A 17,278-nucleotide genomic window follows, 5' to 3' on the forward strand; every position below is an offset into this window, starting at 1 on the left:
GGTTGTAAAGACCTGCCCGCCGACCTGCCTTACCAACGCGTTGTCGTTCGCGCTGCTGGGCGGAAAGTATGTCTGCAGCCATGTGGGCAACCATCTTGCCTGCCGCTCCAACTGCCCCAGCGCCAGGCTCACCTCCAAGCAGCGGGAGATCGTTAGGCTTTTGAGCAACGGAAACACACCCTCAACCATTGCAACAAACTGGAGCCGCAACGCCAGCGGCGTCAGTCACCACAAACGTCAAGCGATGGTCGCGCTTGGAGCAAGGGATCAGATTGAGCTTCGAAGCATAGCGATCCGCCTGGGGCTTTCTGCCTAGCATTGAAGTCCATTGGGTTCGTTCGCATGCGCTCCAGGCCTCGCAAAGGCCTGGAATCGCCCTCCCCCAGGCGACGGCCGCCCGCATGCAGGATCTTGCTCTTCCGCCAAAAGCCCTGAGCTCCTGCAGATACGGCGTCCCGTTGCACTTCCGTCGACGCGCAGCTCCCAAGGGGAGTTGACAGCTCAGAACTGGATCACGGAATGATCAGTCAACGCTGCAGGTGAGCGTTGCGGCCTGGTACTGGCCAGCGATTGGGATGGGATCATCGCTGCCCGTTAGCCTTTCCGAAGTGTCCGATGGCAGGCTTTCAAGCAACTCACAACCCAGCGTAGTCAGGCGCAGATCTACCCGATAGTTCCTGGGCTCTCCGATTACCTTGAAGCTGGACACCTCAACCAAGCCTTGAATGGTGAGGCGATCCAATGCGGCGATCGCTCTTTGATTTCCGCGATCGATGTATCCGGCATCCAGCGCCAGGGCGTTCGCCACGCCGCGAAGCGTTCCGCTCTGCAACTTGCGCATGAGCTGATGCGAGTATGGACAGGTCCACATCAGGCGTAGCACCTCTCAGAGGGAGTGCAGGCTACTGCTGCTGCTGCAGCGAGTTCCGGCCCGGTCTCGGAAATAACGAATCCTTCACAATGGAAGTGCGGTGCACTTCGCATCACGTGCAACAGGCAACGCCCTTTGGAGGTCAAACCCACTGTCGAGCCCGTGTAGCTCTCCCCTCTGACGTCGCGGGAACGGACCGACACAAGCAATTCGTTCTCGACCATGAAGGAAAATGCAGCCTCCACTTCGCGACGATCCCAACCAGGGATCTTCAGATCAGCCAGGGCGAACCCCGGCAACGGGCATTCAAACCGTCGCAGCAGGAGGATGGTTCGAGGGGAAGAAAGCGTCCTGCTCATGGTCAAAGTCACTCTGCAAAGAGGGGCGCTGGCGAGGGCTGGCTGGGAGCTGATGCCGCCTCGGGGCCGGCCCAGCGGTCCGGTCTAGGATGGCCAGTCGTCCCACTCAAGCGAATAGAACTATTTCCAAAATGGCAAAGCGACGCCTCCTTCCGTGCCCTCCGCTCAGAGGGCGCCGATAGCCCTCCCCGGCCCACCTTCCAATGGGCTTTGTTGAGCCAGCAGCGACATGCCATGATGGGAGCCACCCGCCATCCGCCCTCCCTATGGCCGCCGCCCCTACACCCATCACCATCGCGTTGCTGGATGACCATCCGATCGTACGCAGCGGCCTGAACTTCCAGCTCCAGCAGGAGCCGGGGATGCAGGTCGTGGCGAGCTGCGGAAGCAGTGCCGAGCTGCTGGCGTTCCTGGCCCGAAGTTCCGTCGATGTGGTGATCACCGACTTCGCCCTTGGCAGCGGCGACATTGACGGCCTGAATCTGATTCGAGCCCTTCACGTCAGGTACCCGAACACCCGCATCATCGTGGTGTCGGCCCACTACAACCAGGCCACCATCGGGCTGGCGCTGAAGACCGGAGCCAATGGCTTCATCGGTAAGGTGCACGAGCCCAGGGAACTGGCAGTTGCCGTACTGACGGTGATGCGAGGCAAGACCTACCTGGATCCGGACATGGCGCGCTCGCTGGAGGAATATCGACTCTCCGGCTCATCTGATTCCGCAGAAGGAACCTCTGGTGACCTTCTTAGCGATGCCAAGCTTTCCCCCAAGGAGGCAGAGGTCGTGCGTTGTGTCCTGGAAGGACTGACGACCACCGAAATCTCGGCCAAGTTCAACCGCCAGGCCAATACGATCAGCACGCAGAAGCGCTCGGCTTATCGCAAGCTGGGCATCGATACCGATGGCGAGCTCCATCTCATCCGCCATCTGCTCAAGCTTTGACTGAGGTCAGTTGGTAGGGAGGCGGTTCGGCGAAGGATCCCCCGAAATGCTCCAGTGCTGGACGTGTACCACCATCCGGTCGATCTCACCCTCGAAGTCAGGTCGGGCCGCCCCCTCGCGCTCGACCCCATGAGCCCACTCGGCCAACACCAGATCCTGCGCCATGCCTGCAGCCCCACGGATCCGATGTGCTCTCTGGCGCAGCTCTGTCCAATCACGAGACAGCATCGCCTGCCTCAGCGCCTGCAGGTCTTCCAATAGCGCCGCTTGATAGCGAGCACGCAGTTCGGCCTCAGTGAATTCCTCAAACGGAACCTCTTCATCGCTGATATCCAGTGGCGATCCCAGCCACAGCCGCACAATCCCTTGGATGTCCTCGATCCGGAGTGGCTTCTTCAGAACGCCATCCATCCCGCTGTCCATGCACTGCCTCAGGTGAGCGGCATCGGTGGCCGCGGAGATCGCGATGATTGGAGTGGCTGCACGGCCAGAATCAGCTTCCAGCTGCCGGATCATGCGCGTGGCCTCATAGCCATCAATACCCGGCATGTGGCAGTCCATCAGCACCATCGCGTAGTCGCCGCTGTCAAAGGCCGCCAATGCTTCCCGTGCACTTCCCACGACATCCGCAGTGAGGCCGATACGCTTGAGCTGTTCATTGATGATGAACTGATTGTCCGGGTGGTCATCAACAAGCAGCACCCTCGCACCACCCAAAGAGTCATCGGCACCGACTGCCTCTGCATGTAGCACTTCACCTTCAGATTCGGCCTGCAGGGTGACTGGAATTGCCAGAGTGATCGTGGTGCCTCGACCCAACTGGCTCTCCAACGCCAGTGTTCCGCCCATCAGCTGCACCAGCTCACGGCAGATCGAAAGACCCAATCCCGTGCCACCGTACTGACGTGTGGTTGCCGTATCGGCCTGTCGATAGGCGTCGAAAATGGTCGTCTGATCCTTTGTTGCTATGCCAACCCCAGTATCTGCCACCTCTACCCACAACTCTGCGTGGCCGCCGTCCAAGACGCGGACCTGCACGGTGAGCATGACCTGGCCTTGCGAGGTGAACTTGACCGCATTTCCAACCAGGTTCATCAGCACCTGCCGCAGCCGGGTTGGATCCACCAGCACATAGCAGGAGGTAGAGGTATCCACACTGATCAGCAATGCAACGCCCTTGGCTTCAGCCCTGGCCCTGAACATGCTCGCCGTCTTGGTCGCCAGGGCCAAGACATTCGTTGGAATCACTTCCAGCTTCATTTCCCGCTCGTCCAGCTTGGATAGATCCAGGACGTTGTCCAGCAGCGTGTCAAGCACCTCCGCTCCATTGACCGCGATACTGGCCAACTGACGCTGGTCAGGGTTGAGCGGCGAATCCAACAACATCTCCACAGCGCCCACCACAGCGTTGATGGGGGTGCGGATCTCATGGCTCATCGTCGCCAGGAACCGGGCCTTGACCCGCTCACTTTCAATCGCTCGGCGCCGAGCGGCATTGGCACGATGCGCGAACAGCACCAGCAGGCCTGCGAGCAGAGCCAGTAGCAGAATGTAGGGAGCGTTGTACTGGAATATCGAACCGAAGGTAGGGGCACCGTAGTCGGTTTCCTTCAGCCATTCGTCGCGCATTTGCGACTCTTCCTGTGTACTCAACGTGGCAAGTGCCTTGTCGATGATCGAAGCAAGCGCAGGCTGATCGGCGCTGCTACCCATCTGCGCCAACATCACCAACGGTATCTCGGGATGGGAGATGTTCAGTTCACTCAGATACTTTCGGTTTCGAAACGGCTGGAAAGTCATCACCGTTCCCATAGCCGCATCTGCCTTTCCCGCCACGACCGCATCCAAGGCCGCATCTGGTGTTGGCGTGTCCATCACCCGCAGGCTGGGGTAGGTCCGTCGGATCATCTCCGCGTACATGCCACTGGTACGGGCAGCTACAACTTTGCCATCAAGCTGATCCATGCTCAGCACTGCCGGTGCTTCTGGCAAGGTGAAGACAACGCTGTAGGCGGCCAGATAAGGTCGCGACAGAATCACATGCCCGTCCAGCCGCGACTCCAGGCGCCCTTTCATAACGTTGGGCAGCAGCAGAACCTCGCCTTTCGCGAATCGATCCTGGGCATCTATCCAACTGGTTGCATCAACGAACTCGAAGCGCAATCCGGTCTTGCGGGTGATGAAGGCAAGATAGTCGGCAGTCAAACCCTTGAACTCACCGTGCTCCACGTACTCCAGCGGACGCAGATCCGCGTCGCTGGCAAAGCGCACAACCGGATGTTCCTGAATCCACTGGCGCTCCCGCTGATCCAGCTCGGGCATACGATCTGCGGCCGAGACAATCGGCGCCCACAGGCACAGGGTCACGGCAATGAGCTTGGCAATTCGCGTCACTTCATTTCCTTGAATAAGGTTGCACCGACCACTGGACTCAGGACCAGCCAGGCATTCCCAACAGGTCCCCAGCGCCTTCGCGGCGATTGTGCACCAAGCTATTGCGGGGTGCGACTGGTTTAGGAGGCTCAGCATGGTTTTAGAAATCCTTCTATAGGCACGCCATTTAAGCCGGTCCACGATTGCCACGACCCTGCTGCAGCTGCGACTGAAACGGCCGCTCCAGGCGAAGATGGGGATACCCGGTGTCAAGCCAGATCACAGATCCTTGAAATCATTTCCTGGACATACCAATTCCCGGTCTTAAGCGCCAGAAGAGCATTTATCTAAATAGCCAGAGCACGTCGGGCCCCGCCATCACGCCAGCAGGGCCCGACCAATTCCCGGGAGTAAGCAACCATGCAGATCCGGCACAGCGCGGGCCCCAATCCGGCCACCTCCTCGGCAAGATACGCCTGGCCTCCGCGGCCAGCGCTTCCTGCAATCCCCCGAACGCCCATCAGACTTATCGTCGCAGACGACCATCAGGTAGTACGAACCGGGATCCGCCACCTTCTCAAACGCAAGGTTCACTGGCAGATCGTGGGAGAGGCCCAGTGCCCTGCCCAGCTCATGGACATGCTGGAAGCACGCGCGTGTGACGTCTTGATCAGCGACTACTGCATGCCTTCAGACACGCACGCCGATGGATCGCGGATGGTCGAATCAGTTCGAAGGCTCTATCCGGAGCTCAAGATCCTGGTGATGACGATGCTCAGCAACTCCGCGCTACTGAGCCATATCAGGAATTCGGGCGCAGATGCGGTACTGGAAAAGTCATCGCAACCCGAATCGATTCTCGGGGTGATAGAACAACTTGCATCTGGCCTTCCCACGCCGGCTCAACTGATCGACAGGTCGGCGGTCCGCCTCACGCCATCGCAGATGGAGCTGATTCGAATGCTGGCAGCAGGACGCAGCATCGCAGACATCTCGAACTTGACGGGTCAATCGGTGGCAATGCTCAAGCGACAAATGGAGGCAACGATGCGGCGCCTCCATCTCGGAGAAGATGTGGATCTGGCTCGCCTCGGAGCCAGCCTGGGCCTGGCTCATCCGCTGCCTGACTCGTCCATCTGAACCCCGCCAGCGCGGGCTTCGGTGATCAGGCCGCATCTGCCCTTGCCTGGTAGGCAGAAAGAGCGGACCTAGGCCGGCAAAGAGCGACACCCGACCCCACGACTGAAGGTCTGCTCGAGCTCTGAGGGACAGTCAGACACACCCTACAGATCCCCCTGGCACGAATGCCAGGGGGAAACTTCTGTTACCAGCCAATACCCACACCAACGCCCACGCTGCGCTCGCCGCTATTGGTGAAAGCACCGTTGAGACTGAACGTGGCTGAGCCGCGCTCGTTCAGCACTCGCTGATAGCCAACAGCCAAGGCGGACTCGCCATCGGAGTGACCGACGCCTGCGCCAAGCCGGTTGTAGGTCTGCAGGCCGGCAGTGTTCATGGCCATTGCACTTTGAGCGCTGCTCATCGCTGCCATCCGGTTGATGCGCTTGTCCATACCGTCCAAACGCTTGTTCATACCTTCGACCGCCATATCGGTGTACTGGTTGCTGCGCTCAATTGCCTCATTGAGCTGCTGAACATTGACAGCGTCGGTATCGGCGGCTCCACGAGCCACATGCTTGACGCTACGCTCCTTACCCTCAGCGCCCACCGATACCGCACCGTCACCCTCGGCCTTCACCGGAGACTGCGAATCACCGACCTGTGCCACTGGAGTGCCCGCCGGATCACCCCCCTCGGTCTCTGGCACCGATTGCGCATCGTTTGATGCCATCGGCGCAGCCAAGCGGTTCGAACCGGAGCTGCGGCCTTCCAGGCCATCGATCTGACCCTGCAGTTCCTTCTTGACCGCGTACAACTGCCCACCATTGACCGCGTCACGACTGCCGGCGGCGACCAGGCCATCTGCCAGATTGCCCAGGATCATGCCGTTCGGCCCACCCAGATTGAGGTGGCCTGGACCATCGGCGCGTGCAGGGGCCTCCTCCTGGAAGATGCGCTGGAAGCGGCTGTCCAGACTCTCGATCGAGGCTTCGTTCGAGGTGACGGCGCCATCCAGTGCGCTAAGCGCATCACCAAGCTTGTGGTAGACGTTCTTGCCCAACGAGTACGTTGGCGAAATGACCTGACCGGCTGCATCGACACCTGCGCCTCCGCCGAGCTTCTCCAAGGAGGCCCGCAGCTGACCGATCGTCGCCGCATCGGCATCATTCGTGCCGCGTGCGACGTTGACGATGCGCCTCTTGATGCCAGAGTTGCCGACGGACAAGGTATCGGACTCACCTGCTACGGATGCGTATCCCAATGCCATGCTGTTCGTTGCCCCCTTTAGCACCTGACTACCTATGCCAATAGCAATTCCGTTCTTCTCAGCCACGGATGTCCCCACCCCAACAGCGAAGCCGCCTTCTGCATCGTGCTGAACATAGGAAGCACGGCCAAGCGCAACCGAGTTCTTTGCGAGCGCACTCGCATAGGGCCCGATCGCAGTACCTCCCTCTGTATCCAGAGATGCTCTCGCCGAATCACCCAGTGCCACGGATAGGAAGCCTGCCCGGGCTGCCAGGCTCTCCTCATCCGAGCCAACTGCGAGGTACTGGCTCAGATCCTCAATTCGATCAACACGAGAGTTCGTGGAGAACAGCTGCTTTCCATTGACAACATCTCGGCTATCCGAAGAAACGAGGCCATCAGCGACCCCGGTCACGGTCGCTCCGCCATAGTCAACAGTGCTTCCAAACGTGCCTACGAAGCCACTCGACGAAGCGCGCTCACTGGCCACCCGAATGTCGTCCAGTTCACTGCGGTTGCGAGCGATCTCCGTCTTTGCCTCGAACAGCTGGCTACCAGTCACAGCGTCGCGGCTACCAGCCTCAACGCGGCCATTCGCTAGATTGGAGAGAATCGTGCCGCCAGCACCGGCAAGGGCTACCTGGCCAACACCGTCGCTACGCTGCGCCTGCGCACTCTTGAACACGCTCTGGAACTTCTGGTCAAGGTTATCAATCGATTCCTCGTTGGAGGTGATCGATCCGCCCAGCTCCACCAGCGCATCGCCGACGTTGTGGAAGACTTGACCATTCAACGCATAAGTGGGTGCAATGACCTGTCCATTGACATCAACGTTGGCTCCTCCGCCCAATCCTGCAAGAGTCTCCTTAAGCTGAACAATGCTGGTGACATCGGTGTCGGCGAAGCCACGTGCAATGTTGACAACGCGTCGCTTGATTTCAGAGTTACCCACTGACAATGTGTTCGCTTCTACCGCGATTGACGAAGCTCCCAGCGCAACACTGTTCGTCGCCCCATCTCTCACTTCACTTCTGATACCAATCGCGACACCGCCACTCTCGCCAACAAAGGTTCGATTGCCTAGAGCAAAACCAGCCTCTGCATCCTTCTGAACAAAGGAGGCACGACCGATAGCGACTGAGTCTTTTCCAAGGGCGCTAGCAAACGCACCAACTGCAGTCCCTCCCTCCGAGTCCAACGAGGCCCTCGCCGAGTCACCCAGCGCAACACCCAGCAGCCCGGCCTGCGCCGCCAAGCTCTCCTGATCTGATCCGATCGAGAGATACTTGCTCTGCTCCTCAATCCGGCCGAGGCGCAGATTCGTTGCGTGGAGCTGCCCACCCGTAACGGCATCCGTGCTGGACTCACTCGATACATCCCCAGGACTCACCCCAGTCAGGCGTGCGCCTTCGAGATCAACGATAGTGCGGTCCTCGTTGAAGGACACCACACCCTGCAGATCCGGCACATATGAATCAAACTCGCTTCTAAGCAGATCGATGTCACTTCGGTTGGTAGCGACGCCGGATTGATTTCCGTCGATGTCGGTACGATTGGCCACAATGTTCTGTGCATTGGCAACCACAGATTGCTGCTGCGCAGCGAGCGTGGTATTCGTCTGGTGCAGCTGCGCTCCTGTGACTGCCTGATCACTATCCGAGCTCACCGCGCCGTCAGCCACACCGGAGATAACACGCCCCTTCCCGGATTTGTTGTGCACATTCAGAAGCGAACCATCATTCTGCGCTCCTACATGCACTTCACCTGCCGGGGAGACCTGACTGAGCAAGCCGCCCAGCTGAGTGGCGATACTGATGGCACTGGATGCATCAGCCATAGCTGCGTCCGCCGCGCTCTTGGCGGCATTTGCGGTTCCAGTTGCGCTGACCACGGCCTGATTGGTAGAGCTCAGCTGACTACCATTCACCGCCTCATTGCTGCTGGCTGAAACGGTGCCTGCGGATACACCACTGATCACTCTGGTCGCGCCGCTGCGATTGTGAATGTACAGCGAACTCCCGGTATTCTCGCCTCCCACTCGCACAGCGCTGTTGGATGCGGTCTGGCTAATCAGGCCACTGACTGCGTTTACCTTGGAGAGTGCAGCAGAAGCATCTGTGCGAGCCGCATTGGCCGTATTGGTTGCAGTTGCGACGTTCTGATTGGTGATGTACAGCTGATTGCCGGTGATAGCCTCACTACTACCTGGAGAGACCCAGCCATCACGCACGTTGACGATGGATCGCTTTAGCGAGCTGCTGCCGACGGAGACTGTGTTTGCCTGGGACGCCTCCGAACCGCTACCGAGCGCGACAGCTCCGGTGGCGTACTTGGATGCCGAAGCGCCCTTGCCCAGTGCCATGGACTCCTGAGCATTTGCTACCGCGTTCGCACCCAGTGCGACCGCCTTGCTGCCGCTTGCAGCAGAACTAACACCTAGTGCCATGGAAGCAGTCGCAGAGGCATTGGTTCCCCAACCGACCGCGATAGCATCCTGCGCGTTGGTCCCCGCCCCAGCTCCTACCGCAATGCTCGACTGCCCGTAGGCACTGGCATTGTGACCAACAGCTGTGGAGGAGATCGCCTGTGCATAGGACCCTGCGCCCAACGCGGTTCCGTTGTCCCTCATCGCAGACGCCCCCTTACCAATAGCCGTCCCAAAGCTACCGGTCACGTAAGAATTATTCCCGTAGGCAACACTGTTAGCTCCGTCCACAATTGCCTTCGAGCCCAAAACCAGCGAATGGTCGCCGATCAGAGTGGCGTTCCCATAGGACGAATCACTGACCAGCGCATACTGCTCGTGTATTGCCAAAGGTGTCTGGGCTCGGGCACCGAACGCCACTGCCTGCGCGCTCTGAATAGCCAACGCAGACCACCGTTCGGCCGGCTCGTCCTCTAAATCCTCGATCGTTGAATCAGCCATCGCCGGCAGCGAAAGCAGCAGCGTCACGCCCGCGATCAAGGTTCGCGTGGTGCGCTTCCCTCTTCCGCGGGTGAGCTCACTTGCCACCATCCAGCGCTTCAGGGTGGCATTCCAGATTAGTCGATAGATGCGGTTCACGGTATTAGTTCCTTTATAGGACTGGAGAAAAGGCAAAGGCATAGCCTCTCGGCCAACAGAGCTGGCAGAGAAGTGCGGAATAGTTGGGGCGCCCCACATTGGGGGGCGCGTTTCAGAACTGGAATTAGGGCGCTAGTTCGCGCATGTGCAGCCGAACGCCGTGCTGACTCAGACGGTAATGAACGCGGACGTGATGCCCTGGATCTGCGGTGAACGGAAGTGTCAACGTCTCCCCAGGATAGACACTGTGCTCCACCGTGTGCTCATGGCAGTTCCCGGATGCGTCGCAATCCTCGACCCGCATCACGCCCAAGCGGACGTTTCCGATGTTGTGCAGAGCGGCTCCGTCCACGCGCATGTCAGCAACGGGCTGGACTGGGATCAGGCTGACCAGTGCCCCCCACACCAGGCTGACGCCAACGCTAGCAGTCGCGCTCCCGCTCTCTGCATCTGACTCGACTTCAACTGGAGGGCGTACTGCCTCGAAGTAGACGCGATATGCAGACTCATCGCTAACTGGTGACAATGGAATCACCCGAACCAAGCGATTGCCTCCTCCACCAAGCACGAACTTCCCGGGCGTTACCGCAATTCCTTCGAGCTCGCCTGGAGTGAGGTTGACCTCCTGCTCCTGTGCTGTAGCAGGATGAAGCAGTCGAGTGACACGTGTTTGGACGTACTGCACCTTTGGCGTCTGGGAGTAGACCCGGATCTGACCACCATGCTCGGTGTGGATCGGCAGCCGCATCGGATAGACGCTCAGATTGGCCTTCGCGGGCGCTGCGAGCACACAGGCGACAGAGAAAATGAGGACCCGTGTACGGACAGTCATGCTGTTCAATGCGCTTCCTTGTCTGAATGGATTAGGGCGATCCCGTGGGAATATTCATCTCGATGTGAAGTACCCCTTGGTAGTGACCTTCCGCCTTGGATGATGCGGGAACGGCGGGAGTCACCAGCACGAGCGGCGTGGGAACGCAGTACACCGGCTGAGTCATTCCCGGCAGCACAACCAGACGCAGAGCAGCCGTATCGATGCCGTTGAGTGTTCTCATTGCGCCATTTCCCATCACCACTGGAGCCCCGCCGTAGTCCAAGGTGATTTCGTAGTCCAGGCGGTGCTGAGCATCTTGAATACCATTGTCGTGCCAGACCGAGTACATTCCCGGCAGCCTTCCTGGTACTGGCGGAGCGCGATCATCAATGGTCACCTCCAGATATGGACTTTGAGATCCAAGACCGTCGTATAGGCACATATCCAAGGACGCATGGCCGCCGATAGTGGGCATTCCAACTGGGCTATAGGCGATGTTTAGACCGACCAGAGGCGATGCTTCGTCCCAGAGAGGGAAGTAGATGCTCGCATTGGCTCGGTCTGTGATGGTTAGATCAAAGGTGTACTTGATCGTATACAGCGCGCCAGCTCCGCCTCCACTTACGCCTGCGTGCAACGTGAGTCGCAGCTCCGCCTTCCAGTGGCCTGCAACGAGCTTTGCCATCTCGTCGGCATCGACGGCCAGTTCACCGCCTGTGCCCGAAGGAGGGATTCCCTCGCACATTCCAACATCAGAGGACCATAGTGGCCGCTCTATGCTGTCCCAGTACCCACTGGAGCAAAGCCTGGTCGAGTCGATACGGAGAAGATGACCACGAACCTTTACATTGGTGCGGAGATTGCTGCGTTGCTCCACAAACTGGAGCGAGATAGTGCTTGTGTTCCCACCGTTCTCGCCCGTGTCCACCACAGGACAGCGACCTAAGGAAGGATCCGAGTTGGATGCACAGGTTATATAGATTCGCCCGTAGCCATCGCTACTATCGGAGCTGTAGCCCAGCACCGTTTTCTCAGGCAGCAGAACCTGATCCGGCGGAGGCGACGAACGGTCGTAGCTGAGTACGATGTGCTCTGACCTATCTGTCGGCAGCGTCTCTGGCGGTCGCTGCGCCCACGCCATGTTCGCCACAAACATCATCATGCAGCACGACAGCATCCTCAGCATGCTCATCGGACATCTCCGCCGCCAGCCACGGCTGGCACCGCATTCGACAGGTTCTGCTCATTCAGAAGGCGCTGCACTCTAGCCTGTTGGTGGATCTTCATCGGAAGGCGATCTACAGCAAGCGGCCTGCACCTCACCGCACCAACCAGGAACACGACCGCCCGTTTCTCGCGGACTTGCAATGGACACTCCAGAAGATGGCTGGACTGCAGCAGATAGAGTGTCTTTTCTCGTTGGGGGAAGTCGGCCACAAAGCCACCATCGCGCCCCAGAGAGGGAAGAGGTGCATTGAGAATGCGCGCCCCGTCAAGTGCCACGCCGTTGCTGTCCAGTGCGTTACCAATGAAGGTGTAGGTCAAGTCAATTCCAATCGGCATGATCATCATCCGTCCGGGCGGCAGGAAGACAGAGGAGCCCACACCCTGGCCGTCAACGTGCACCGACGCTGCTACTTCGTGTGAGCTCACGTCCTGCACCTCAGTACGCGTGGCGGCGTAGGCAGCCAGCGGCAACAATCGACGGTCACCAAAGTGCAGCAGATGGCGTCGCGCTCCGCTCACCCGCACCTCCGCAGCCACGCCATGCAGTGAGACGTCCTCTGGACTCTCAACCTCAACACCGACGCCCGCGCCACTGCCAGAGTCAGAGCCCCAGTAGAGGCCGGATCGACCCCAAGCGAATGAGGACGTATGAGTAGCGCTGTAGCTCATCTCACCTCGACCAGGCCCGCGGAAGCGCGAGATCGTCGCAGCATGCGTTCCCATGCTGTCCTGCATTCGCACGCTGGCCAGCGCACCCTGGCGATGCTGATTGCCTCCATTAAGCTCACCGCCAAGCTCGCGGAAGCCGCTTTCGGTTTCCCAGCGGCGCACCTGCCCTGCCCGCCATGTCAGCGCCTGAGGTGCACCACGACCGCCCTGAAGATCAACGCCGTAGCGGTCCTGCCTGCTCATCGCAGGCTCTCGCACCAAGCGAGTCACCGAGATGTTCAGGTAGGCGCCGTTGTCGCGGCCGCTGCCGCCATTACCCGTGCTGCGCTGGCGGAAGACACCAACACGGCTGGCCAGATTGAACCCGTGCCACTGGAAGCTGCGACTGAAGCTGGCCTGCAGGGAGCGGGTCAGCCGCCGCTCGCCCTCCAGCTCCAGAATTGGAGGCACAGTGTTCCAAGGCTGCTCCAACCAAGGTGGCATGGTGTTGGAGTACCTGGGGGCGAAGGTGGTTCGGCGCGTGTAGCCCAGATACACCGTGCCGCCAGCCAGAGGCGCGGACATCGATCCACTCAGGGAATCCAGACACCCCAGGGACTCAGCCGTGTATGTTTGTCCACTGCAAGCGCCGCCACGCATTCGCTGCTGAAACAGGTTGACGGAAACATGACGCCGGTAGCTGGCTTGGCTCTGCACGCCATGACCGCCGTCGGCGCCGCGCAGAATCGCACTGCTGCCACTGAACTCATGCCCACCGATGGACTTCTGGAGATCCAGTCTTGCTTCCACATAGCCCACGCCGTCAACAACGGCCGCGCCGGCTGTCGCCGCAAGATCACGATGCAATGGGACACGCACACCGGCCTGCAGGGACGAGTCATGATCTCGCATGTCTTCGGTGACGATCCGTCCCCCTTGCACGAACCACTGAAGGCTTTGATCAGCCCAGTTCGAGCCATTCTTGTTGAACGGAACATCCTCACTGCGTACAAGCACGCCGTCCTCGATGACCTGGAGCGTGACTACGTAGCTGCCTGCGGGAAAACGACTTGTATCGAGGTCATTGACACCGCCATCCAGGTAGAAGCTCTGCAACAGGCGTGCACCGTCGTAGGCATCCACACGGGCATTCCTGCCCAGCAGGACCGTAACTGGGCTGCCTTGTGTAGCCAGGCCCTGATCGACGTAGGCCTGCGTGGTACCGAAGCGCACGCCTTCGAATCGATCCAGCGGCAGCATTCCAAGGGCGAAGTTGCCGCCAACAGGACTGGAGAGGTTGCGTCGATCCATGCGCCCAAGCTGCACGTAGTGGCGGCGCGCGAAGTCGTGCCTCAGATAGGCATCGTTGATGTCCAGGCGCTGGTAGGTCCCGCGGCCGTGCACTTCCTGTCGGTTGTAGTTCCAATCGAAGCCCACGTGGGAATCACGTGCAACGCCAACTGCCCCACCGCCCTGCGCTGAGAGGCTCTGATAGCCGCTTCCTCCGCCCAGGTTGATGGTCTGCTGGTGCAGAAGTGCGTTCTGAGACCCGACAGTTGGTTGGTGGTAACGCTCGCGCACTGGCCCCGTCGCAGGCAGCCACTGACGAGCGACAAACAGCTCCAGAGCCGCCTGCCCTTCGTTGTAGATTACTTCCACCTGGCCGGGATCCCGTGGCGGCGGCAGGTAGCCGCAGCCGGCTCGCTCAGCCCCATCGAGACAGGCCAGATGGCTGTTGCGAGGCAATGTGGCAGTAAGTGCCGGCAGCAACGCAGCCTGTGCCTCCGCACTCAGCTGGAGGGCGGAGAGCACCTTCTCTGGATGCTCCAGGCGCACGCCACCAGGTGTCACCAGCGCAGGCCACAGACCTGCTGATCGGCCGAACAGGCGCACATCCAAGTGCTCGACCTGGCCGGCAACAAGCTCTTCGAAGCCAGCTGGCACCGGACTTGCCGCCAGCGGCGCGCAGACGAGTATCGTCGCGAGGGCCGCACTCTGCTGGGAGAAGGTTGGAGTCTTTTTATGCATGACAGGAACCGGAGGTGCCACCGCCCGAAGGCGGCGGTACCCAGGGCTTACTTACGGCGCCTGCATCAGAACGATGCTTACGATGCCTTCGTACAGGCCCGCAGTGGTGATGGCTGCCTGCGTGGTCTGCTTGATCGTCAGAGGCAGTGCAATCGATGCACCAGTGATGTCGGTGCCATCGAAGAGCTGTGCTGCGGTGAGAGTCTTTTCGGTGGTGGTGATGTCATTGCCACCGAGGCTGACAGTCAGCGGGACGTCAGCGCCGCCGCCAAGCGTTGCCGACAGCTTTGCCTCCTGGCCCAGCCGGATCTGCACATCCTTCTGATCATCATTGGTGAAAATGCGCACGGACTGCGACCAGGGAGTCAGGCCGCCTGTGCCTGCAGCGCCGGGGCGATGGGACATTTCAACCATGTCGTCCAGTGCTGTGCCGTCAGCCTTGAGTAGGGCTAGCGTCGGGTCGACCGTCGCCCAGACCTTGATATCGGCCTGGGTAGCGTGGGCGGAGAGCGAGACCGTCGCGAACGCGGCGGCAGCGAAGAGCTTCTTCAGCAGATGCATTGGGAGATTTCCTTTAATTGTTGCGGCGAAGGTCTGGCGGCAATCTGCTCTTGCTACACAGCGCTGCCAGACCGCGACAATAGGAATTTGTTGCGCACTGCACCATGCAACAACTTTACATATTGCTTTCTCGCATCATCTCTACGAACAGAATATTTCAGGCCCGAAACTTGGCAGGCTGCGAATCTGTCGTTTCGAAAGACCTATTCGATGAATGACGAAGCCGCATGGCTCGTGAAGACCAAATTCGAACAATGTCGAAGAGATGCACGCGGCAAGCAGGGAATTCCCGCAGCTAGGATTGCATTGAGTTTCTTGGGCGCATTTTCATCTGCGATTACCAACTAGCTCTCAAGGCTGCCCCCATTTTTTCTACGTCCAGCATTGAGGTCATCATGCCCACGTCACTTGTCTCAAGTGCGAGTAGCAGGCAATCGATAGCGGTCGGATCCGAGTCCGAAAGATTCCCCAGCTCTACGACGTCGCTAGCAAGTTCCCGGCGCAGGCGCGGACCTTCGGCTACAGCCATCAACATCATTCTTGCTGATGACCATGACGTCATACGCATCGGAGTTCGTCATCTGGCTCGCAGCGTCGCCTCATGGCGAATCCTGGGTGACGCAAGCAACTCGTCTGAGCTACTTCGGCATAGCCACCTGTCGAACTGCGATGTTGTTGTCACGGATTACTGCATGCCAGGCGGCGAGCACCCCGACGGGCTGCATCTGATCAGTGCGTTACGACGTCGCAATCCTTCGATTCGCATCGTCGTGCTCACAATGCTGCGCAACACCCGTGTACTGGAGGCGGTCCTTTCCGCCGGCGCAGACGCCGTAGTGGAGAAGACTGATGCATCAGTAGAGCTGCTGGTCGCCATTGCGGCGGCGGCACGTGGCGAGTCTTACGTCTCCACGTCCGCAAGACGGAGACTAGTAGAGTTCAATCAATGCCCGAGCACTAGACTGACCACTTCTCAAATAGAGGTTGTGCGAATGCTTGCAGGCGGTCGCTCCATTTCTCAGATAGCACAACAGACGCACCGGTCCACTGGTGCCATCAGTCGCCACAAGACCGCCGCCATGATCCGCCTTGGCGTGGATCACGCAGCGGATCTCCATAACCATGCGGTCATGATGGGCCTACTACCAGGCAGGTGACCGGCCACTGAGGTGCGACCGCGAGAGTCAGCCGGCTTTTCGCTTCCGAGCACTCTTTGCCGCAATCTGGGACTCACCCAGTCGGAGGCTATCCAAGTAGTCAGCCCAGACCTGCATCATCTTCCTGCGCTCAGGCAGGTGGGTGGCGCGATTGTAGGCGCGCCCCAGCGGGTCTTTGACTGCATGTGCAAGCTGGTGCTCGATGTAGTCCGGCCGGAAGCCCAGAACCTCATCCAGTACGGTCCGTGCCATAGCGCGGAATCCGTGGCCCACCATAGTGTCCGAGTCGAAGCCTAGGTATCTGAGAGCGGCGTTGAGCGTGTTCTCGCTCATCGGCTTCAGTGCACTTCGGATGCCGGGAAACACGAATTCGCTGTACGAGGCATGCGGATGCAGGTCCCTCAGAACGGCCATTGCCTGCTTGGACAAAGGAACGACGTGCGGCGTATTCGTCTTGCTCGTGACGTACCGCCACTCTGCGGCGTCAAGATCTATGTCTGCCCATCTCGCCTTGCGTAGCTCTCCAGGTCGCACGAAGGTCATCGGCGCGAGCTTCAAGGCAGCCTGAGTAACACGGGAGCCCTGGTAGCCCCACAGCGCGCGCAGCAGATCGGCGATCGCTGAAGGATCGGTAATGCTGGCAAAGTGCTTTGTCCGCGGCTGCTCCAAGGCACCAGCCAAGTCTTGGGCGGGGTTGCGCTCAGCGCGTCCAGTGGCGATTGCATACCGGAAGATCCGCCCTGCATGAGACCTGGCTCGATGCGCCGTCTCGACAACCCCCCGTTGCTCCAGCTTTCGCAGCGCAGCCAGCAGTATCGGGGCGGTTACATCCGACACTGGTATGTCGGCCAGCATGGCCAGG

11 protein-coding genes are annotated in these 17,278 nt (G+C 59.7%); 3 read left to right on the forward strand and 8 right to left on the reverse strand.

Translation table 11 applies throughout. From position 1 onward, the window contains the following. The coding region (locus DBR20_RS01975) for a LuxR C-terminal-related transcriptional regulator (RefSeq protein ID WP_146186929.1) at positions 1 to 316 on the forward strand (316 nt) is incomplete at its 5' end. A 207-nt stretch (positions 317 to 523) separates the two neighbouring features. On the opposite strand, the gene DBR20_RS01980 is transcribed toward DBR20_RS01975, so the two are convergent. After that, entirely contained in the window at positions 524 to 841 is a 318-nt protein-coding gene (locus DBR20_RS01980; RefSeq protein WP_108265005.1) for a hypothetical protein, read from the reverse strand. A gap of 655 nt (positions 842 to 1,496) precedes the next feature. On the opposite strand from DBR20_RS01980, the gene DBR20_RS01985 reads away from it, so the two are divergent. Then, the gene (locus DBR20_RS01985; protein ID WP_108265006.1) at positions 1,497 to 2,174 is read left to right on the forward strand and encodes a response regulator transcription factor; all 678 of its coding nucleotides are present in this window, start codon (positions 1,497 to 1,499) and stop codon (positions 2,172 to 2,174) included. Positions 2,175 to 2,180: 6 nt separating this feature from the next. Here DBR20_RS01985 and DBR20_RS01990 read toward each other — a convergent pair whose 3' ends face one another. Further along, positions 2,181 to 4,568, reverse strand: a complete 2,388-nt coding sequence (locus tag DBR20_RS01990; RefSeq protein ID WP_181392993.1) for an ATP-binding protein — start codon at positions 4,566 to 4,568, stop codon at positions 2,181 to 2,183. Between the two features lie 399 nt (positions 4,569 to 4,967). On the opposite strand from DBR20_RS01990, the gene DBR20_RS01995 reads away from it, so the two are divergent. After that, positions 4,968 to 5,687, forward strand: a complete 720-nt coding sequence (locus DBR20_RS01995; protein WP_108265008.1) for a response regulator transcription factor — start codon at positions 4,968 to 4,970, stop codon at positions 5,685 to 5,687. 184 nt (positions 5,688 to 5,871) lie between these two features. Here the strand turns inward: DBR20_RS01995 and DBR20_RS02000 are convergent, their stop codons facing one another. The 6 genes from DBR20_RS02000 to DBR20_RS02030 all read right to left on the reverse strand — a co-directional run. After that, positions 5,872 to 9,981, reverse strand: a complete 4,110-nt coding sequence (locus DBR20_RS02000; protein WP_181392994.1) for an ESPR-type extended signal peptide-containing protein — start codon at positions 9,979 to 9,981, stop codon at positions 5,872 to 5,874. A 124-nt stretch (positions 9,982 to 10,105) separates the two neighbouring features. Then, positions 10,106 to 10,813 carry a fimbrial protein TcfA gene (locus DBR20_RS02005; protein ID WP_108265010.1) on the reverse strand — a complete coding sequence of 236 codons (708 nt, stop codon included), beginning with the start codon at positions 10,811 to 10,813 and terminating at the stop codon, positions 10,106 to 10,108. 31 nt (positions 10,814 to 10,844) lie between these two features. Beyond that, positions 10,845 to 11,987 carry a CfaE/CblD family pilus tip adhesin gene (locus DBR20_RS02010; RefSeq protein ID WP_258223145.1) on the reverse strand — a complete coding sequence of 381 codons (1,143 nt, stop codon included), beginning with the start codon at positions 11,985 to 11,987 and terminating at the stop codon, positions 10,845 to 10,847. Continuing rightward, entirely contained in the window at positions 11,984 to 14,563 is a 2,580-nt protein-coding gene (locus DBR20_RS02015) for a TcfC E-set like domain-containing protein (protein ID WP_258223147.1), read from the reverse strand. Before DBR20_RS02015 ends, DBR20_RS02010 begins: the two co-directional genes overlap by 4 nt. A 186-nt stretch (positions 14,564 to 14,749) precedes the next feature. Beyond that, entirely contained in the window at positions 14,750 to 15,259 is a 510-nt protein-coding gene (locus tag DBR20_RS02020; RefSeq protein ID WP_108265011.1) for a CS1 type fimbrial major subunit, read from the reverse strand. A 1,184-nt stretch (positions 15,260 to 16,443) separates the two neighbouring features. Continuing rightward, positions 16,444 to 17,278: site-specific integrase (locus tag DBR20_RS02030; protein ID WP_108265015.1), on the reverse strand; the 835-nt coding region annotated here is incomplete at its 5' end.

Origin of the sequence: Stenotrophomonas sp. HMWF023 (assembly GCF_003060985.1) — a bacterium.
GTDB lineage: Bacteria > Pseudomonadota > Gammaproteobacteria > Xanthomonadales > Xanthomonadaceae > Stenotrophomonas > Stenotrophomonas lactitubi.